The sequence below is a fragment of the Acinetobacter sp. WC-323 genome, assembly GCF_000314615.1.
GTDB lineage: Bacteria > Pseudomonadota > Gammaproteobacteria > Pseudomonadales > Moraxellaceae > Acinetobacter > Acinetobacter courvalinii.
In genome coordinates, this window is record NZ_AMZS01000035.1 from 66560 (window position 1) to 86123 (window position 19564).

Annotated in this window: 19 protein-coding genes; 8 read left to right on the plus strand and 11 right to left on the minus strand. The window is 41.8% G+C overall.

What is annotated here, in order from left to right; all coding sequences use genetic code 11:
• Window positions 1-56: 56 nt before the first annotated feature.
• The 6 genes from ACINWC323_RS12255 to rpoD form a co-directional block, all read right to left on the minus strand.
• On the minus strand, window positions 57-1454 hold the full coding sequence (locus ACINWC323_RS12255; protein ID WP_005288539.1) for an APC family permease: 1398 nt from the start codon (window positions 1452-1454) through the stop codon (window positions 57-59).
• Between the two features lie 256 nt (window positions 1455-1710).
• Window positions 1711-2895 carry an iron-containing alcohol dehydrogenase gene (locus ACINWC323_RS12250; RefSeq protein WP_009511240.1) on the minus strand — a complete coding sequence of 395 codons (1185 nt, stop codon included), beginning with the start codon at window positions 2893-2895 and terminating at the stop codon, window positions 1711-1713.
• A 1-nt stretch (window position 2896) separates the two neighbouring features.
• Window positions 2897-3430: a hypothetical protein gene (locus tag ACINWC323_RS12245; RefSeq protein ID WP_009511452.1), complete on the minus strand. Its 534-nt coding sequence runs from the start codon at window positions 3428-3430 to the stop codon at window positions 2897-2899.
• Between the two features lie 80 nt (window positions 3431-3510).
• Complete coding sequence (lipB, locus tag ACINWC323_RS12240; RefSeq protein ID WP_009510872.1) at window positions 3511-4164, minus strand: lipoyl(octanoyl) transferase LipB; 654 nt, start codon at window positions 4162-4164, stop codon at window positions 3511-3513.
• A 148-nt stretch (window positions 4165-4312) separates the two neighbouring features.
• The gene (locus ACINWC323_RS12235; protein ID WP_004775193.1) at window positions 4313-4600 is read right to left on the minus strand and encodes a YbeD family protein; all 288 of its coding nucleotides are present in this window, start codon (window positions 4598-4600) and stop codon (window positions 4313-4315) included.
• A gap of 130 nt (window positions 4601-4730) precedes the next feature.
• A complete protein-coding gene (gene rpoD, locus ACINWC323_RS12230) occupies window positions 4731-6620 on the minus strand; it encodes an RNA polymerase sigma factor RpoD (protein WP_005227079.1) in 1890 nt (629 codons plus the stop codon).
• A 347-nt stretch (window positions 6621-6967) separates the two neighbouring features.
• On the opposite strand from rpoD, the gene ACINWC323_RS12225 reads away from it, so the two are divergent.
• Complete coding sequence (locus ACINWC323_RS12225) at window positions 6968-7174, plus strand: PA3496 family putative envelope integrity protein (protein WP_004775189.1); 207 nt, start codon at window positions 6968-6970, stop codon at window positions 7172-7174.
• A 76-nt stretch (window positions 7175-7250) separates the two neighbouring features.
• On the plus strand, window positions 7251-7775 hold the full coding sequence (locus tag ACINWC323_RS12220) for a YecA/YgfB family protein (RefSeq protein WP_005227080.1): 525 nt from the start codon (window positions 7251-7253) through the stop codon (window positions 7773-7775).
• A 142-nt stretch (window positions 7776-7917) separates the two neighbouring features.
• Here the strand turns inward: ACINWC323_RS12220 and ACINWC323_RS12215 are convergent, their stop codons facing one another.
• Window positions 7918-8523, minus strand: coding sequence for a LysE family translocator (locus tag ACINWC323_RS12215; protein ID WP_009511112.1), 606 nt, complete (start codon window positions 8521-8523; stop codon window positions 7918-7920).
• 102 nt (window positions 8524-8625) lie between these two features.
• Here ACINWC323_RS12215 and ACINWC323_RS12210 point away from each other — a divergent pair, with 102 nt between their 5' ends.
• Window positions 8626-9522 (plus strand): LysR family transcriptional regulator, encoded by an 897-nt coding sequence (locus tag ACINWC323_RS12210; RefSeq protein WP_009511066.1) that lies wholly within the window; start codon window positions 8626-8628, stop codon window positions 9520-9522.
• A gap of 16 nt (window positions 9523-9538) precedes the next feature.
• Here the strand turns inward: ACINWC323_RS12210 and ACINWC323_RS12205 are convergent, their stop codons facing one another.
• Together ACINWC323_RS12205 and trhO are read right to left on the minus strand one after the other, a co-directional pair.
• Window positions 9539-10159, minus strand: a complete 621-nt coding sequence (locus ACINWC323_RS12205) for a DedA family protein (protein ID WP_009511345.1) — start codon at window positions 10157-10159, stop codon at window positions 9539-9541.
• Between the two features lie 145 nt (window positions 10160-10304).
• Window positions 10305-11237, minus strand: coding sequence for an oxygen-dependent tRNA uridine(34) hydroxylase TrhO (trhO, locus tag ACINWC323_RS12200; protein ID WP_009510993.1), 933 nt, complete (start codon window positions 11235-11237; stop codon window positions 10305-10307).
• A 109-nt stretch (window positions 11238-11346) separates the two neighbouring features.
• Between trhO and ACINWC323_RS12195 the strand changes: the two genes are divergently transcribed.
• Window positions 11347-11844: a DUF1289 domain-containing protein gene (locus ACINWC323_RS12195; RefSeq protein WP_009511249.1), complete on the plus strand. Its 498-nt coding sequence runs from the start codon at window positions 11347-11349 to the stop codon at window positions 11842-11844.
• 80 nt (window positions 11845-11924) lie between these two features.
• On the opposite strand, the gene ACINWC323_RS12190 is transcribed toward ACINWC323_RS12195, so the two are convergent.
• Entirely contained in the window at window positions 11925-13688 is a 1764-nt protein-coding gene (locus tag ACINWC323_RS12190; protein ID WP_032881334.1) for a DKNYY domain-containing protein, read from the minus strand.
• 118 nt (window positions 13689-13806) lie between these two features.
• Complete coding sequence (gene gltA, locus ACINWC323_RS12185) at window positions 13807-15081, minus strand: citrate synthase (RefSeq protein ID WP_005227086.1); 1275 nt, start codon at window positions 15079-15081, stop codon at window positions 13807-13809.
• Between the two features lie 898 nt (window positions 15082-15979).
• Between gltA and sdhC the strand changes: the two genes are divergently transcribed.
• From sdhC to ACINWC323_RS12165, 4 genes are read left to right on the plus strand one after another with little or no spacing between them, the layout of a single operon-like run.
• Entirely contained in the window at window positions 15980-16381 is a 402-nt protein-coding gene (gene sdhC / locus ACINWC323_RS12180; RefSeq protein ID WP_050441709.1) for a succinate dehydrogenase, cytochrome b556 subunit, read from the plus strand.
• A complete protein-coding gene (gene sdhD, locus ACINWC323_RS12175; RefSeq protein WP_005227090.1) occupies window positions 16381-16746 on the plus strand; it encodes a succinate dehydrogenase, hydrophobic membrane anchor protein in 366 nt (121 codons plus the stop codon). The genes sdhC and sdhD overlap by 1 nt, the downstream gene beginning before the upstream one ends.
• Window positions 16747-16758: 12 nt before the next feature.
• Window positions 16759-18654 carry a succinate dehydrogenase flavoprotein subunit gene (gene sdhA / locus ACINWC323_RS12170; protein WP_005227091.1) on the plus strand — a complete coding sequence of 632 codons (1896 nt, stop codon included), beginning with the start codon at window positions 16759-16761 and terminating at the stop codon, window positions 18652-18654.
• Window positions 18655-18668: 14 nt separating this feature from the next.
• The gene (locus ACINWC323_RS12165; protein ID WP_005227092.1) at window positions 18669-19379 is read left to right on the plus strand and encodes a succinate dehydrogenase iron-sulfur subunit; all 711 of its coding nucleotides are present in this window, start codon (window positions 18669-18671) and stop codon (window positions 19377-19379) included.
• Window positions 19380-19564 lie beyond the last annotated feature (185 nt).

The following is a 19564-nucleotide window of genomic DNA, read 5'->3' on the forward strand; positions in this document are numbered from 1 at the left end:
TAAAAGATAATAAAAAAGGCGCATTGAGCGCCTTTTTTATTTTAATGTGATGAGAATTAATGTTTATCATCAAATTCATTATGTTGTGGTGCGTTGTATTTAAAGCCCTTGGTTTTATAACCCAAGTATAAAATACCAAACATGGCCCACCATAAACCGAACTTCAATGCTGATTCTTCAATTTCAAGCCACATCGCAAAGATGCTGATAAAGCCGAGCAAAGGAATAATCACAAAGCTGATAATGTCTTTCAGGTTTTTAGTTCGGCCATCTCGTAAGGCATATCGAGAAATCACAGACAGGTTTACAAAGGTAAATGCTGTCAATGCACCAAAGCTAATCATTGAAATCACAATATCCAGATCCATAAAGCCCGCAGTCAATGCGACTAAACCGACAATGATAATGTTATACGACGGAGTAAAGGTTTTTGGACTGATATGACCGAAAATCTTCTTATTGATTACGCCATCACGACCCATCACGTACATCAGGCGAGAAACGCCTGCATGTGCAGAAATCCCGGAAGCCATGACTGTTACAATGGCAAAGGCCAATACATAAGACTGGAATAATGAACCGCCGACCAAAAGCAGAATCTCGGGTTGAGTTTCAGCAATATTGGTGAAATACGACTTAGGATCATTCGGGAAGTAAATCTGCATAAAGTAGGTGCTAATAATGAAAATAACACCAGCAAATAATGCCGTCAGGAAAATCGCTTTCGGTAAGGTCTTTTCTGTATCTTTGGTTTCTTCTGCCAAAGAGCTGAGTGAGTCAAAACCTGTAAATGAGAAGCAGAGCAGGGTCGCACCTGTGATTAATGCACCCACTGACGTGAGTTCATTCCAGAACGGTTCCAGACTCCACAACTGATAACGGGTTTCAGCCGTAATCGCGCCGTCTGCATTAATCCCCATCTGTAATTTGTCATAAACCAGATAGGTAAAGGTACCAATCACAATCAGCTGCACCAGTACAATCCAGCTATTGAAGTTGGCAACAAAACGGGCACCACGCAAGTTGATCCCTGTCATGAATGCTGTGAGGACAACCACCCAGACCCAGTGATTTACTGTTGGGAACAAGGCTTCCAGATAAATCACCGCCAAGATAATATTGACCATCGGCGAGAGTAAATAATCCAGCCAGGATGACCAACCCACCATGAAACCTACATTGGGATGAATTGATTTTTGTGCATAGGTATAAGCCGATCCTGATGAAGGGTATCGACGGATCATGTGACCATAACTGATTGAAGTAAATAAGATTGCAATCAGGGCAACAATATAAGAGGTTGGAACATGGTGATGACTTTCTTCGGAAACCAGTCCGAAAGTGTCAAACAACGTCATGGGTTGGATGTAAGCTAAACCAATAATAATAATATGCCAAAGACCAAGTGTCTTTTGCAGCTTAGCTACCGGTGGAGTCCCAGAGATATTTGTCAACGGCGTTATCCTCATAATCGTTGATCAAGGATCAGCTATGGTTTAAGGATCATTTGAGACGAAATGATCCCCCCTACAGAAAAAACGAAGTGCGCCAATCTATCGTAAAACGCTATAAATTGGCAGTACTTTTACAATTTTTTTAGCAACTTTTTTGCCAAAAGGGTAAACAAAAAGATGAATATAGATTCACCAAAATAAAATAAAGCCTCAATGATGAGGCTTTATTTTATTTAAAGTTAATTAATTCAATGAATTACCATGCTTTTTGCAAGATTGCACGGATATCTTGCAGGTTGGCTTCTTTTGGATTGTAGATGATAGAACCATCATTTAACGCCTTTTCAGCCACTTCATCCAGTTGCGCTTCAGTGATTTTACCTGTTTCGCGCAAGGTACGTGGAAGCTTGGTCAGGCTAAATAAGCGGTCGCGCATTGCAAGCACGGTGGCAATGGCTTTGTCGGCACGTAAACTTGCTGGCGTTTGTGCATAAATATCGGCGCCTGCAAGTGGCAGTAATAGTTCACCAATCTTGTCGCCATTAATTTCTTTGTTATATTCAAGCACATATGGCAAGAACAGGTTCATGCATAGGCCGTGGGGCAGGTGGGCTACTGCGCCCAGCGCATGACCGAGTGAATGAACCAGACCAACCATTGAATTCGAGAAAGCAATCCCGGCCATGGTAGATGCCTGAGCAAGCTCTAGGCGACCTTGTGCATCGCTTGGGTTATCCAAAACTTTGAACAGGTTTTCACTGATCTTTTTAATGCCGGCACTGGCATAGGCATCACTCAATGGATTGGCTGCCAAGCAGGTATATGCTTCAACACAGTGCGTCAATGCATCCATACCCGTCATGGCAGTCAGATGCGGTGGCAAGGTCTGGGTCATGCGTGGATCGAGAATCGCTGCATGTGGCATCAGGTAGTAAGAGGCAAAAGCCAGTTTTACATTACGTTGCGTATCCGAAACTACCGCCACCATGGTCGTTTCTGAACCGGTACCTGAGGTGGTTGGAATCACGAAGAAAGGTTTTAATGGTTTAGGCAGGTTGTGTGCACCTGAATATTGCAGCAGGTCATCGCCACCTTCAGAGACCAGGATATTGGTTGCCTTAGAGGTGTCGATGACTGAGCCACCTCCAATCGCAATAATTGCATCACACTTTTGCTTGCGATACAGTTCTGCGGCTAAGCGAACCACTTCCAGACTTGAATCGGGTGGTACATCATCAAAAATTGCGCCAATGACTGCATCTGTGGTGCTGAATGCTGCTTCGATCGGGCTGAGTAAACCATTGGCACGCACGCCTTTGTCGGTAATGATCATGGGGCGTTTTGCGCCTAAAGTCGCAAGTTCAAAAGGAATGTGCTCTAACGCAGCGTTACCAGCAATGACTTTTACAGGACAGAAAAACTCGTAATAAGGCTTAGCCATGTTATGCGCTCCGTTTCAGATATGATTTTGCGACTTTAAGATAGATATTTTTTGCACCTGTGAATTTTTCTTTTAGTGTCAATTCAGCAGGGTAACGTTTGACTGCCAGTGAAGCGATCAGTTTTGGTAGGATCAAGGCTTCCATTTTATTCAGGCAGCGCACCAGACGGATGGCACTGGAGACATCACCATCAGCAATCATACGGTCATTGGCAAAGGCCTGTGCCGTACTTTCCTGAAAAGAAAACACCAGAAAGGCATGGGTCAGATGCTTGAAAGTAATGGTCAAATCAGGCTTGCCTTTATAGTTTGACAACAACTCTAACTGTTTTTCTTCTGTCACACGTGCCACAAACGCAGGTCCATTTGGAAAAACATTCATTGAAAGGATAAAACCAACAGGAAACTTGGACACTTCCTCTTGAACTTCACGATCCACTTGGCTTGCCATTACGAGGCCACGACCCACAACGTCCATCATGAGTTTGACATAGGCAAATTGCAAAGTGGGCTTCACTGCTTTGGTTGAAATCACTTGCTCGTCCCTTGTTAAAATTATGCACTGCTAATTTAGAGTATTTACTCTAATTTATTTTAATTGGATTGAAAAGTAAATTATTCAGATATGACTACAAGGTCATTAAAGAAATCCGTATTTTTTAGGTAGCTAATGAACGTATCGCAAAGCTGTTCGAAGCTTGGGTAATCTTGCAGTAAGTCTTGCAAGCGCACCATTTCTAAACCTGCGTAGCCGCATGGGTTAATGGTTTGAAAGCCGGTTAGGTCGCAATCGATATTCAGTGCAAGTCCATGATAACTACGACCGCGACGGATCTTAAAGCCCAGTGAACCGATCTTACGTCCATCGACATAGACTCCAGGCGCATCAGGTTTGGCATAAGCTTCAATATTGTATTGTTTGAGCAGATCGATCATGGCTTGCTCGGCAAAGCTGACCAACGTACGGACATGCCACTTCAAGCGATTTAAATCCAGAAGGAAATAGGCCACCAGTTGACCTTTGCCATGCCAAGTGACCTGACCGCCACGATCAGTATGAACGACCGGAAGATTGCTCTGCATCAGAATATGTTCTGCCTTACCTGCTTGTCCTTGGGTCAGGACATCCTGATGTTGTAATAACCAGACTTCGTCAGGGGTGTTTTCATCACGCTGGGTTGTGAAGTCTTTCATGGCTTCAAAACGTGTCGTGTAATCTTGAAGATCATTGAAACAACGAATGATTAAGGTCGGTTTTACAGCACTCATTACAGCAGAATTTCCTTAGCAGCTTTTAATCGGGGAGTGGCTTAATTATGGAATGATTTTGAGTAGATAAATAGCCGTTTAAGCATAGATAGGCTGTTATTTTTAACGTAAAAAAATCCAAAATACTGTCGCATTTTGGATTTTTGTATTAAAGCGCTGTCTTGATTAAAGGACAGGCTGCAAGGTCAGCATAGAGTGCATGAACTTGTTCCAGCTCTTCAAAGCGTAGCTGAGCCGTTAAAGAGTGGTATTTACCTGTACGTGAAGGCTGAACTTTTACTGAGTTGCCATCAAATTCAGGGAAGTGCTTCTGCAAAATATCAACAACAGCGACTCGAAGTTCATCCCCTGCATTACCAATCAGTTTGATTGGATAGTCCATTGGGAAGACCCAAAGATGTTCTTGTAATTCACGAGAAGGAGTGCGGTCTAACATGAGCAACCTCTTAATTTGAAACGCCTGCATCAGTGCAGGCGCTTTTGATCTAATACATAGATGGGGATGAAGTGCTAAACTTCAAGTCCTGAGGAAGGGCCTTAACCCTCACTCAAGATGTCCCAAAAGATTAGTCGTTTTCCAGGAATGAACGTAAGTGTTCTGAGCGAGAAGGGTGGCGCAGCTTACGTAACGCTTTCGCTTCAATCTGACGGATACGTTCACGTGTTACGTCAAACTGTTTACCGACTTCTTCCAAAGTATGGTCGGTTGGCATATCGATACCAAAACGCATTTTCAATACTTTAGCTTCACGTTCAGTCAGGTTTTCAAGCACTTCACGGGTCGCTTCTTTTAAGCCTTCTGAGGTCGCAGCATCCACTGGAGAAGTGATGTTCGAGTCCTCAATGAAGTCACCAAGATGCGAATCTTCGTCATCACCGATCGGTGTTTCCATCGAAATCGGTTCTTTCGCGATTTTAAGAACTTTACGAACCTTGACTTCGTCCATTTCCAGACGTTCACCTAACTCTTCAGGCGTTGGTTCACGGCCCATTTCCTGAAGAAGCTGACGTGACACACGGTTGATCTTGTTGATCGTCTCAATCATGTGTACTGGAATACGAATGGTACGGGCCTGATCCGCAATCGAACGGGTGATCGCCTGACGAATCCACCAGGTTGCATAGGTCGAGAATTTATAACCACGACGGTATTCAAACTTGTCTACGGCTTTCATCAAACCGATGTTACCTTCCTGAATAAGATCGAGGAACTGTAAGCCACGGTTGGTGTATTTCTTCGCAATCGAAATCACCAGACGTAAGTTTGCTTCTACCATCTCTTTCTTGGCACGGCGTGCTTTGGCTTCGCCAACCGCCATACGTTTCGAAATCTCTTTGATGTCTTTAACGTTTAGGCCAAGGTCGTTCTCGATATCGGCAATCTTTTGCTGGAATGCCAATACGTCTGGACGTACTTTTTCCAGATGGGCTTTGGTTTCGGCAGGTGCTTTGGCAATCTGTTCGTCTAACCAGGCAGGATTTGATTCTTGCTCAGGGAAGGTGGTACGGAACTGGTTACGGTCCATACGGCCACGACGCACTGCATAACGCATGATTTCACGTTCATTTGAACGGATCTGTTCATGGGTACCACGAATCATTTCTGAAATGATTTCAAATAGACGCGGGGTAAATTTGAACATCATGAACACAGCAGCAAGTGCTTCAAGTGCTGCTTTCGCTTCTTCACTGTTACGACCGTGTTTTGCCACAACGGTTTTTGTTTCGTTCCAAGCCGCTTCTAATTCCGAGAAACGAACTTTAGCAACCTCTGGGTCTGGACCTGAATCACCTTCAGAGTCATCATCACCTTCAGATTCTTCTTCTTCGTCATCATCATCAAGTTTGACGTCTTTGGCTTTAGATGAAGAATCTTTTTCTTCATCTTCTTCTTCAATCTCAGCTTCTTCCAGAACTTCTGGAATATCTTCATCAGTTTCCGGGTCTAAATAACCAGAAAGAATATCGGCAAGACGGCGTTCGCCAGTTAAAAAATCATTATATTCTTGTAAAACAACTTCAACAGCATTTGGCCAGTAAGCAATCGAGTGTAAAACGTCACGAATACCTTCTTCGATGCGTTTTGCAATGCTAATTTCGCCTTCACGTGTAAGAAGTTCAACGGTACCCATTTCACGCATATACATACGTACAGGGTCAGTGGTACGACCAGGCTCACTTTCAACCGATGCTAATACGGCAGCAGCTTCTTCTTCGGCAACTTCGTCAGCAGCTTCGGTGGATTCACCAAACATGGTGTCATCAGTTTCTGGCGCACGTTCATGCACTGGAATACCAACGTCTTGAAGCATCTGGATGATGTCTTCAATCTGCTCACTTTCCGTAATTGAGTCTGGTAGATGATCGTTAACCTCAGCGTAAGTTAAATAACCTTGCTCTTTGCCTCGGCTAATCAGAGCCGCTACTTGCGAAGTAGGGGAATTCATATCGCTCATCTTTGCTTACTCTTTTGTTGAATCTGTGGCGGTGAAAAACCGTGCATGATAGCACAATTCACGGTGAATGTTTTGGATTTGATCCGTTTGCTCTAAATAAAAAATAGAATGGATTGCACGTTTGTTCATTAAATATGGGGTTAAGTCATAATTTTTCAAGCGTAATTCCTGTTTAAAGAACTTTTTTGATTGTTGATGTCCTTGGATTATAAATACACAAAAAAACTGCCGAAAAAAAGTACAAAACACGGTTTTATAGTAAAAAAAACAAATAAAACTTGACAAGGTGGGCTAAGACCGATAAATAGCGGCTAGACCCATTAACATTTTTTCATTAGAGGTACTTAGTGTCTTCTACAGATTTTGAACTAGATGATGATAACTACGGTGAAGATGATGTTGGTTTTGATGAGTCATCAGGTAAAATCAGCGCTAAAGAATCATTAGAAAAGCGCCGTTTAATTGATGACCTTTTAGCTCAACGTCGTTTAGAACGAGAATTAAAAGATTTTGACTATGATTTCGACGATGATGACCTTGACGACGAAGACTAAGCGAAATTGCTAAGACTTCACGTCCGAAAATGTTATGCTGTTGCCGATGTATTTTTGAAACTGGATTAAACAAAGAATGAGCACGTTAGATTTAGACTTATTGAGTAATTATCTTGACGGTGATCAAAACGAATACGGTCTAGATTTTGCAGCGACTCATGGCTTTTTGTGTGCAATTGCCGTTGGTCCACAATTTGATCGTTGGTTAGATGAACTTTTCGAAGGTAACCACAAAAAACTTCCTGCAGAAGTGCTTGAGCAGGTGAAGCTTTGGTTGGAATCGATTCGTCAGGATTTAGCCAATGAAAATGGAATCGAGTTTCCATTTGAAATCGAAGAAGCGGATGTCGAGTCAAGCTTGGGCGATTGGAGTGTGGGTTTTGTCGATGCAATGTTCCTGAATGAAGATGCATGGTTTGCACCTGAGTTTGAAGAACAGTTGATCGATTTAACTTTACCGATCATGGTCTTTAGCGGGATCGATGAAGAAGATCCACAAATGGAATCTTTCCGCCGTAATGGCCAGTTGATGGATGAGTTGGCAGAAGAAATTCCTGAAAACTTAAATGAACTTTACCTGATGTATCATACGCCAGCGTAATGGTGCATCCAGAGCAGCTTAAAAAAGCTGCTCTAGCAAAATAAATATGAAAACGTCCCGAGTGGACGTTTTTTTAATGCTGGCTGTTATTATTAAAATCACATAACAATATTTTATGCTGCCATCATCATGATGTGTTTAATTAAAAAGTCGCGATAAATAAACTGCATCCTAATCCGCTGAGTACAATGCCTATCAGACGATTAATAATAATCTGTTGAGACAGAATTTTATTTCTAATACTGGGCGTGGCACAGAAAAGTGCGATTAGACAAAACCATAATAAGTGACTTGCAGACATGAAAAGACCATAGCCAAGAAGCTTAGCATTGCTATTTTCGCTGCTCATGAGTTGAGAATAAATACTCATGACGAATAATGTGGTTTTAGGGTTGAGGCTGTTGGTGAAAAAGCCATGCTTAAATGCTTGCCAGCGAGTAAGATCAATATGGCTTTCTTTGAATATCACTGCTGCTTGGGTAAATATTTTATAGCCAATATAAATCAGGTAGGTCGCTCCAATATATTGGATCACTTGAATTAAACCGGGAATGTGATGTTGTAAAAACTTTAATCCAATCACACTGTATGCAACATGCACCCAGACTCCACAGGCGATACCATAAGCTGTGCTGAGTCCTAAGCGGCGACCATAGAGATAACTATTTCGGCTGACCAGGGCAAAATCTGCACCTGGACTCATAACGGCAAGTAAGGTGACCAAGCCAACCGCAATTATTTCATTCACTCATCTATTCCTGTAAGCATTGTTTTAATAATTTCTATATTTTTCATATTCTTGCTATATTTAAAAACGAAATTTATTCTGGTTTATGCATGAGTTTTTGGAATGATTGAGCGCTTGTCTTTGAATTCGCTTAAATTTTTTTACTATGTCGCTCGTTATGAAAGTATGACGAGTGCCGCAGAACATTTATGTGTGACACAAGGTGCAGTCAGTAAGCAGCTTAAAAGCCTGGAAGAGATGCTTGGTTTTACCTTATTTATTCGTGAAGCACGAAAATTACGCTTAACCCAGCAAGGCGAGGTGCTGTTTGAATGCTGTCAGCATGTATTTCAACAGATAGACCAATGCTTAGTGCAGCTTAAGCAAACTGAAATAAAAAAGAATTTAGTGTTGTCCTGTGAACCGACGATTGCCATGAAATGGCTGATTCCACGGTTGGCACAATTTAAACAGCTTTATCCCGCCTTTGAAGTGAGCCTGCTCACGGCAGGAGGAGAGGTGGATTTTAGAACACAACACATTGATCTTGCCTTGAGGCGAGATGATTTTGATTGGGGGAATGCAATTTATAGTGAAAAGATTGCAGAAGAGCAGATGTTATCTGTGAAAGCAAAGCATTCACAGTCTGCGGAAAACCAGATATTTATTTCCAAGTCGAGGCCGCAGTTATGGCAGAAATTTAAGCAACATCAAGCCCAATTAAAGTATTTTAAACCCGCTCCTCTTGAGCATTTTTATTTGTGTATTGAAGCTTGTTTGGCCGGATTGGGTGCAACTGTGGTTTCGGCTTATATGGTAGAACGGGAAATTAAATATCATCTGCTGGAACCGATGACATCTGGATATGCTGATGGTTCGTCTTACTATCTGTTATCAGCACAACCTTTTGAAGAAGATGTCCGAAAGATATTGTTGAGAGATTGGCTGAGAGATGAAATGCGCAGCAGCCAGTTATGGCTGGCAGCCTTTAATCCCTTGGCTTTAGATTCATCAGATTAATCTGGTGGCGTTTGAATTAAGCTCTAGGTTTTTTGTTGAGATAAAACTTTTTAACTGCCCACCATGCAATATACACCATCACAATCAGCAAAATGATAGTGCTGATCCTTTGCATAATCAGACTCATCAATGCCTGATTCTGACTGAAGTGAAAACCCAAATAAGCCAGAAAACTGGTCCAGATCACGGTCCCGGCTGTACTATAGAGCATAAATTTACTAAACGGCATTCGGCTCATGCCCGCAGGAATACTGATTAAAGACCGTACTGCCGGAATCATTCTGCCAAAGAATACAATGCGATGACCATGCTTGTTGAACCACTCTAGTGCTTTATCTAAATCGGCAACCTGAATACGCAAGTACTTGCCATATCGTTCTATGAGCCTGACCAGACGAGGTTGAGGAACTTTGCGGCCAATCCAGTACAGCAGCATCGCTGCGAGTATGGAACCTGAACTGCCTGCCATGATGACACCGATGAGCGTCAGTTCACCTTTTGAGGCGGTATAGCCCGCTGAAGGCATAATAATTTCTGAAGGAATAGGTGGAAAAACATTGTCCAGAAACATTAAAAATGCGATACCTAAATATCCCAGTTTTTCCATGATGGAAAGCACCCATTGTTCCAGTCCCATAACGCCTTTATATAATTCATTTGATTGTTGTTTTTAGCATAGTTGTGCCAGGGCGATTGCTCAAGCAGTGAAACGTTACATCATTTTATCAAGCCCATAAAAAAGCCATAGTTTAACTATGGCCTGGAGAAATCTTTTTTGTCGTTTACAGACGCTTGCGTTTTGCAGCCGCAATCTGCGACTGGCGCATACGGAAGCCTGCTTTTTGCTTATCGCTGGTTTTATCAATACAGTAAACACAAGACACGCCATGTTCATAACTTGGCAGTTCAGCTTCAACTTTGGTCAGTGGCCAGCCACAAGCGTGACACTTGATGTTTTCGCCTTCTTCAACGCCGTGGGTTACCGCAGTACGGCCATCGAATACAAAGCATTCCCCTTCCCACATACTTTCTTCAGCAGGGGTTTCTTCGAGGTATTTAAGAATACCGCCTTTCAGGTGGTAGACTTCATTGAAACCTTCTTGAAGCAGGAGAGAGGTTGATTTTTCACAGCGGATACCACCGGTACAGAACATCGCAATTTTTTTGTCTTTGTGCTGTTCAAGGTTTTGCTTGACGTATTCCGGGAATTCACGAAATGTTTCTGTTTTCGGGTCAATCGCACCCTTGAATGTACCTGCTTTGTATTCGTAATCATTGCGGGTATCAATCAGAATCACGTCATCACGGCTAATCAGCTTGTTCCATTCTTTAGGATCAAGGTAGTGGCCCACCAAATCACGTGGCTTTACTTCTACACCTAAAGTTACAATTTCTTTTTTGAGCTTAATTTTCATTTTACGGAATGGTTTTTCAGAGCTTTCAGACTCTTTATATTCCATTGCGTTAAAACCTTCGTCCAAAAGAAATTGATGGATTGTATCAATGGCAGCGCGGTCACCTGCAACCGTACCGTTAATTCCTTCAGAAGCGACAATCAGAGTTCCACATAAATTGATGCGATTCACCAAGTCTAAAAGACGTTGTTGCAGACCTGCTGCATCTGAAACTTCTTTAAATTGATATAGTGCCGCAACAACCCAATTATTGGTCGCTTGCTGTTCTACAGGTGCAAGCTGTTCTACAGTAGCGTTCATGGATAACTCCAAATGTATTAAGATAGGAAAATAAGGCGCATATCTTAGCGTGAAATCTGAAAATAAGCGAGAAAACCATAAAATAAATATGGTTTTATAGGAGTTGGTTTTGAGTAATGATCGTCGAATTCCATCATTGACCCCATGTGCAGGGCGCTGTTCAACGGTATTTGGTGATCTGGTCTGTCGTGGTTGTCGTCGTTTTAATCACGAAGTAATTCAGTGGAATACCTATACGGCCGAGCAGCGTTTGATGGTGTGGAAGCGTTTAGATGCACAGCTCGATCAGATCCTAGTGCCTTTATTACCGCATGCAAACGTACAGCATGTTGAAGGCTTTATTCAAAATAAGCGAATTCGGGTTTTAGACAGCGCCACTACAGGTCGTAAGTTGTATCATGCTTTAAAGCTGTGCGAGAAGAATAAACATTTGGCCCATGAGAGTGGGCTTGGGATTCGTGATGCTCAGGTTAAACCGATCTGGGATGAATTTGAACGTCGGGTACTGGCCTTGGCAAAAGCGAGTTATGAGTTGGCGTGGTTACGTGCCGATGGCATCAGTAATACTTTAATGCGTGCTTTAGAGCTGGAAGAAGACGAGATTTAAGCAAGGACTTGTTATTGAAAATCTTATTGATCATGAGGTTTGTTGATAGACATCTAGCTCATCTTGTTCATATTTTGAGATTAGTTGATCTCCCTGTTATGAAATAGGTTGGATAGTTTTAAAGCGCTAGGGTTACGGGAAAAATATTGTGCCATGATCTGCTGATCTTGTGCACGAATCAAGCTGATTTTAAAACCATGTGTCGTCGTTCCAGAAGAACGCCCTTTAGATCGGTAGATCTTTTCAGTGATGCTGTACATGTTTTTTCCATCACTAAAGCGTCGATCCTCCAGAGCTTGTAGTTGTATGGGTTGAGGAAAATGATAGAGCACTTTTAATCGTTGATAAAACTCATCATAGATATAAATATTTTGCTGATCTGCAAAAATATAACTGAAATTTCCTGGATAGGGCTCACTGCTTTGGCTGCCAATGAGTTGCAGGTGTGATAAATCAACAGGTGTTGTTCCCCAAAACTTGTGCTCAGCACTATGTGGTAATGGATGTTCATTTAAATAAAAAGATCGACCGTCTGTTGCTAGATGTAAGTTTTGACTAAAACGGTTGCTGCCACTAAAAATCTGCGTCTGTTGCGCATTTAACTTGTCCAGCTTTTTATCTTGATAATAAACCACCTGTTGATCGTGAATATATTGGCTGTTATTTGGAAATGCTTGACTCTGTTGCGGATTTAAATCTGTTAATGCTGTTGTTTTGTAGTAGACCTGTTGGTCATCTTTGGCATAGAAATAGCTAAGTGCATTAAATTGTGGATGTAATATCGCAGTAAAACCAGCTGCATTTGCATTGGCTAGGGGCCTATCCTGAAAGTAAACCTGTTGACCATCTTTGGTGAAATCATTGCCTAAATAGCTTGCTTGCGCAGGATTTAATTGAGACAAGATGTGGTCTTGCCAGTAAACATGTTGGGGTGTTTTGCCAACATTGCTATACAGTTCATCGGCACGATCAGCAAGATGACTTAAAGCCAAGCCTGTAAATTGATTGGCACTCGCAGAGGGAAGTAGAAATGTGCCTTGGCCTTGTTTAAAAATATAGACCTGATTTTGAAAAGTTTCAAAATTTGTGCCAGAGATTGACTGGGTGTGTTGATGAGGCAAATCAACGCTGCCATCGTTAAATTCATGCCAGAGGAGACAGCTCATAAAAAGACTAAAACTGGCTAAAATAACAAGGATTAATCCAGCTGTAAGCCATTTTTGTTTTCTTTGAAAAGAGTCTAGCGCCTGTTGATCTGCAATTATGCTAATGCTATCAATATCGGTTTTCTTGTTGATAGTTGCATTGCTGGTACGTTGTAATTGTTGCTGTTTAGCCAGAGCTTCCAGTTTTTTCCAGAATGGTAAAAACTCACAATGTTGCTGGGTTAAAGTGGCAGGCCACATCCATGAATTGAAATAAAAATATTGCCGATAAGGTACTGTTTGGATTAGCAGGTTTAAGCTATGGATCTGGGCATGATGTTGTCGCAGTTGAATATGAATTAAATCTTGCCAAGGATAAAAATAAGTCTGCGCTGATTTTTCTAGACCGAGACCTTGCCGATAGAGTTTAAGCGTAATCGTTTGTTTTAAATATTTTTGATAAAGCTGGTTATAAAGATAAAGAACAGGTAGCAATAGGCCCAACATCAACGCAATATTAAGCAGTTGGGCAAAGAAGGGGAGAATTTGATAAAAATAATAAAGGCTAAAATCGTAGAAGCAGTAAACCAAAAATAACCAGCTCAGAATGATCAGTGCCAAAAACAGCACAAATGACGGAATCTTCATTTCGTATGCTGTGATTGTTGTTTCGTATAAAACAGCGGACTTTTTGTTCATTGCTTTAATGTTTTAGTGGGACGTATATAAAGGTATGTAAGTGTTATTTTTCTCAAGCATAACGGATAAAACAAAAAAAGGATGCATAAGCATCCTTTTTTATCAACGCTAATATGAATTAACGTTTGATGTCGCGCTGCGTCGAGCCTGTGTAAAGCTGACGTGGACGACCGATTTTGTACGGACCGCTGTGCATTTCCAACCAGTGGCTGATCCAGCCTACTGTACGTGCAAGTGCGAAGATTACCGTAAACATTTCTGTTGGGATACCAATCGCTTTTAAGATGATACCTGAGTAGAAATCTACGTTCGGGTAAAGCTTACGCTCTACGAAGTACGGATCGCTAAGCGCAATACGCTCAAGTTCCATAGCAAGTTGCAATTGTGGATCGTTGATGCCTAAAGCTTCAAGAACTTCATCACAAGTCTGTTTCATGACTTTAGCGCGTGGGTCGAAGTTTTTGTAAACACGGTGACCGAAGCCCATGAGTTTAACTTCTTTACGCTTCACTTTTTCCATGAATTCAGCAACGTTTTCTACGCTACCAATTTCATCAAGCATCTTAAGTACAGCTTCGTTTGCACCACCGTGAGCAGGCCCCCAAAGTGCCGAGATACCAGCAGAGATACATGCATACGGATTCGCACCAGTAGAACCGGCAAGACGAACTGTAGAAGTAGATGCATTTTGTTCGTGGTCAGCATGAAGCGTGAAGATACGATCCATTGCACGTGACAGAACAGGATTTACCTTGTAATCACGGTCAGCAGGTGTTGCAAACATCATGTGTAAGAAGTTTTCTGCATAACCAAGATCATTACGTGGGTAAATGAATGGTTGACCTACAGTGTACTTGTAGCTCCATGCTGCAAGGGTAGGGATTTTTGCGATTAAACGAATCGCGGTAATTTCACGGTGATTTACATCTTCGATGTCTAAACCATTGTGATAGAACGCAGATAACGCACCAACAACACCAACCATGATCGCCATCGGATGAGCATCACGACGGAAACCATTGAAGAAACGGCTGACTTGATCGTGAACCATGGTGTGGTTACGTACTTTAGCGTCAAATTCTGTCTTTTGTTCAGCATTTGGAAGTTCGCCATTTAATAATAAATAACAAGTTTCCAAGTAGTCTGCTTGAGTCGCTAATTGATCAATCGGATAGCCACGGTGTAATAACACACCTTTGTCACCATCAATGAATGTGATCTTAGATTCGCAAGCCGCTGTCGCCATAAAACCAGGATCGAAAGTAAAGTGACCTGATGCTAATACATCTTTAACGTCAATTACATCTGGGCCCAATGTGCCGCTGTAAATTGGTAATTCAATTTCTTTGCCATCAAGCTGTAATACGGCTTTTTTGCCAGTTGCTGCAGACATTCAATAGATCTCCTGTCCTGGTGAATGATTATCTGACTCGAAATACTAATCTTGTCATGTGCGAATCAGACGGTGTCAAAATTTGCTATAAGATTAGTGGCTACTAAAATTTTGTCAATTATACTTAGGGATAAAAAATGACGTTGCTACAGTCAATTAGTCATTCAGTATCGAAGAAAAAACTGAGTAAAATCACAGCACCGGTCGAGTATAATATGTCAAATCAAGATTTAGGTGCAGAAAAAAAATGAAGCATCAGTCCAATTGTAAGTAAATTTTTAGGGAGGCAAGATTTTGCTGCTTATAAAATAAATACTTATCGCTTTTCAAAAGCCTGTGTTTCCCTATGCTTAGCCTGTACTGGTCATTAAAAAAACAATTTAAAACGTGACTTTTAAACTAATAATTGATTCATTTTGGTGCAATTGATTGTATAAAAAATGACTGATTGATTTCTGGGGCTGACTTATAAAAATAGATTATTAATTGATTATATTTAATATATAAATGAGCGCTATTATTTTGAAGTATGCATAAACTGTGATTATTTGGACAAATAAAAACTTAAAAACGAATTATTTTGAGAAAATATAAGAAAAGAATTTATTAAATTAGAAACTATCCATAAAAAATAGTATCTTAATTTTATCATTACAAAACAACTAGATAGTATTTTTTGTCTGAGCATGTAGTTTTTTTGGTCATTATTATGCATGTGAATGATTCTTATTTAAAGTTTTTTTCGACTAAAGCGAAAGCTGATTGTTTGTATTTTGATATTTCACGTTTTATAATTCGATGTCGTTTATAGGTTAGGCATGTGCTGTGCTTGCCTAACAATGCCAGCTTTCCTTTGAATTAATTCAAACAAACTCCGGATGGAGTTTCTACCTACAGGATGCCCGCTGTGAAAAGCAACAGACCTGTCAATTTGTCCATGGGTCAGGTGTTAGCGGTAAATTTACGCTCACCCGTGGCTATTGCATCAATTCTACACCGTCTATCAGGTGTAATCGTTTTCTTATTAGTCGCTGTTCTTTTATGGATTTTGGATAAATCTTTATCTTCACCAGAAGGATTTGACTACGTTAAAAATGTCGTTTTCGGAAATATCCTTGTACGTTTTGTCGTATGGGTATTTGTAGCTGGATTAATTTTCCACCTAATCGCAGGGATCAAGCATTTACTTGCTGACCTCGGTTTTGCTGAAGAATTACAAAGCGGTCGTATCGCGGCTACAGTTTCATTGATCTTATCTGTGATCGGTATCGTCGCAGCCTTTGTATGGATTATGTTCTAATGAAAAGTGCTACAGGTTTAACAGGTTCAGGTTCACGCGATTGGTATATCCAGCGTATCAGTGCTGTAGTGTTGGCTGCATACACTATTGTTTTATTAGGCTGGATCCTTTGCCATAGCGGATTTGGTTATGAACAATGGGCTGGCTTTATGCTGACTTTGCCAATGAAGATCTTTTCTTTATTAGCAGTATTATCGCTGGTTGCACACGCTTGGATTGGTATGTGGCAAGTCTTTACTGATTATGTAACGACTCGTCAAATGGGTCCTTCAGCTTCAGGTTTACGCCTTGTACTTACTTCTGCTGTCATTATTTCAGTGATCGTGTACGCAATCTGGGGTATCCAGATTTTCTGGGCAAATTGATAGGAAGAGATCATGGGCGCTATTAACCCTAAAGAAGATTATTCAAATATTCAAAACCTCACTTTCGATGCCGTTATCGTCGGTGGTGGTGGTTCTGGTATGCGCGCTGCTTACCAACTTGCTCAAGCGGGTTTAAAAGTTGCGGTATTGACCAAAGTATTCCCGACACGTTCGCATACGGTTGCTGCCCAGGGTGGTATTGGTGCGTCGTTAGGTAACATGCAAGAAGATAACTGGCACTATCACTTCTATGACACGGTTAAAGGTTCTGACTGGTTAGGCGATCAGGACGCAATCGAGTTCATGACCCGTGAAGCGCCAAAAGTTGTTTACGAGCTTGAACACCTAGGTATGCCGTTTGACCGTAACCAAGATGGTACGATCTATCAGCGTCCATTCGGTGGTCACTCTGCTAACTACGGTGAAAAAGCGGTTCCACGTGCGTGTGCTGCTGCCGACCGTACTGGTCATGCGTTATTGCATACCTTGTACCAAAGCAACGTGAAAATGGGCACCCAGTTCTACGTTGAGTGGATTGCATTAGACTTGATCCGTAACGAAGCGGGTGACGTGCTTGGTGTAACTGCGATTGACCAGGAAACCGGTAACATTGCGGTATTCCAGGCTAAAGCAACCTTATTTGCTACTGGTGGTGCGGGTCGTGTTTATCGTGCATCTACAAACGCATATATCAATACTGGTGACGGTCTTGGTATGGCTGCTCGTGCAGGTATTCCATTACAGGATATGGAATTCTGGCAATTCCACCCAACGGGTGTTGCGGGCGCAGGCGTATTGTTAACCGAAGGTTGCCGTGGTGAAGGTGCGATTCTTCGTAACAAGGACGGCGAACCGTTCATGGAACGCTATGCACCGACTTTAAAAGACTTGGCGCCACGTGACTTCGTATCACGTTCTATGGACCAGGAAATTAAAGAAGGTCGTGGTTGTGGTCCTAAAGCCGACTATATCTTGCTAGATATGACGCATTTAGGTGCTGAAACAATCATGAAACGTCTGCCATCTGTTTATGAGATTGGTAAGAAGTTCGCAAACGTTGACTGTACCAAAGAACCGATTCCGGTAGTACCAACAATCCATTATCAAATGGGTGGTATTCCAACCAACATTCATGGTCAAGTAGTTGTGCCGCATGGTGTGGAAGAGGGTGAATTCTCTGCGCACTACGATAAGGATACTAAAGAGTATTCTTATAAAGGTACGCGTGACTATGTGAAGCCGGTAAAAGGTTTCTACGCGATTGGTGAGTGTTCTTGCGTATCGGTACATGGTGCAAACCGTTTAGGTACCAACTCATTGCTTGACCTTGTGGTATTTGGTAAAGCAGCGGGCGAACACATCATTGATTACGTGACCAAACATCATGGTGATGACTATGCACCGCTTCCAACAGATGTATTGGTTAATACCTTAGAGCGTGTACGTAAACTGGATGAATCAACGACTGGTGAAAATGCACAAGAAGTTGCTGATGCAATCCGTGACATCGTACAAGATCACGCAGGTGTATTCCGTACCCAAGCGTTGCTTGACAAAGGTGTGAAAGAAATCCTTGCGATTGAACCACGCGTACGCAACATTCATTTAAAAGACAAGTCTCGCGTATTTAACACTGCACGTGTTGAAGCGTTAGAAGTTGAAAACTTGTATGAAGTTGCGAAGGCGACCTTGATTTCTGCTGCTGCACGTAAAGAATGTCGTGGTGCGCATACCGTGGTTGACTATGAGTTAGCACCGGATCACCCAACTTACTCTTACGGTCGTCGTGATGATGAGTGGATGAAGCATACTTTATGGTATTCATCAGACAACCGTCTTGAATATAAGCCAGTGCGTTTCAGCCCGTTAACGGTTGAAGCAATCGAACCTAAACCACGTACATTCTAATCGGGAGAACCAAGATGAGTAGAGGCACTCGTACATTCGAAATCTACCGCTATGATCCTGATAAGGATAAAGCGCCGTACATGCAAACCTTCAAACTTGAGTTAACCGACAAGCACCGTATGTTGCTTGACGCGTTACTTGCGTTGAAAGTGCAGGATGAATCATTAACATTCCGCCGCTCTTGCCGTGAAGGTATTTGTGGTTCGGATGGTGTGAACATCAATGGTAAAAACGGTTTGGCGTGCTTGTGGAACTTGAACGACTTGCCAGAGAAGATTGTAATCCGTCCTTTACCAGGTTTACCTGTGGTAAAAGACTTGGTTGTAGACATGAACCAGTTCTATGACCAATATGACAAGATTCAGCCGTTCTTGATCAATAACCAGCCAGCTCCGGCGAAAGAGCGTTTACAGTCTCAAGAAGAGCGTGAACACTTAGATGGTCTATATGAATGTATTCTTTGTGCATGTTGTTCAACTTCATGCCCATCATTCTGGTGGAACCCTGATAAGTTCCTTGGACCATCTGCATTGTTAAATGCGTATCGCTTTATCATTGACTCTCGTGATACAGCAACACAAGAGCGTTTGGCTCGTTTAGACGATCCGTTCTCTTTGTTCCGTTGTAAAGGGATCATGAACTGTGTATCTGTATGTCCTAAAGGTTTGAACCCGACAAAGGCAATTGGTCACATTCGTAACATGTTATTAGATCAAGCGGGTTAATTCGTTTTTTCTAAGCCAGAAAGGGGCCCCGCAAGGGGCTTCTTTTTTTATTTTGCGAAAGCTTAACGACTGGTTGAAAAGTAACTGCCTGAGTAAAACCTGACTTGAATTTGAGAAATTTAGCCTCAAATATTTATGGATTTTGTTGCTAATTAAAATCATTAAAATCGATATCGTGACTAGGT

Excerpts from the sequence above, each read along its gene's own strand:
- ACINWC323_RS12250 (WP_009511240.1), bottom strand. The coding sequence starts at position 2,895 with ATGGCTAAGCCTTATTACGAGTTTTTCTGTCCTGTAAAAGTCATTGCT.
- lipB (WP_009510872.1), bottom strand. The coding sequence starts at position 4,164 with ATGAGTGCTGTAAAACCGACCTTAATCATTCGTTGTTTCAATGATCTT.
- ACINWC323_RS12235 (WP_004775193.1), bottom strand. The coding sequence starts at position 4,600 with ATGTTAGACCGCACTCCTTCTCGTGAATTACAAGAACATCTTTGGGTC.
- rpoD (WP_005227079.1), bottom strand. The coding sequence starts at position 6,620 with ATGAGCGATATGAATTCCCCTACTTCGCAAGTAGCGGCTCTGATTAGC.
- ACINWC323_RS12220 (WP_005227080.1), top strand. The coding sequence starts at position 7,251 with ATGAGCACGTTAGATTTAGACTTATTGAGTAATTATCTTGACGGTGAT.
- ACINWC323_RS12210 (WP_009511066.1), top strand. The coding sequence starts at position 8,626 with ATGATTGAGCGCTTGTCTTTGAATTCGCTTAAATTTTTTTACTATGTC.
- ACINWC323_RS12205 (WP_009511345.1), bottom strand. The coding sequence starts at position 10,159 with ATGGGACTGGAACAATGGGTGCTTTCCATCATGGAAAAACTGGGATAT.
- trhO (WP_009510993.1), bottom strand. The coding sequence starts at position 11,237 with ATGAACGCTACTGTAGAACAGCTTGCACCTGTAGAACAGCAAGCGACC.
- ACINWC323_RS12190 (WP_032881334.1), bottom strand. The coding sequence starts at position 13,688 with ATGAACAAAAAGTCCGCTGTTTTATACGAAACAACAATCACAGCATAC.
- gltA (WP_005227086.1), bottom strand. The coding sequence starts at position 15,081 with ATGTCTGCAGCAACTGGCAAAAAAGCCGTATTACAGCTTGATGGCAAA.
- sdhC (WP_050441709.1), top strand. The coding sequence starts at position 15,980 with ATGCCCGCTGTGAAAAGCAACAGACCTGTCAATTTGTCCATGGGTCAG.
- sdhD (WP_005227090.1), top strand. The coding sequence starts at position 16,381 with ATGAAAAGTGCTACAGGTTTAACAGGTTCAGGTTCACGCGATTGGTAT.
- sdhA (WP_005227091.1), top strand. The coding sequence starts at position 16,759 with ATGGGCGCTATTAACCCTAAAGAAGATTATTCAAATATTCAAAACCTC.
- ACINWC323_RS12165 (WP_005227092.1), top strand. The coding sequence starts at position 18,669 with ATGAGTAGAGGCACTCGTACATTCGAAATCTACCGCTATGATCCTGAT.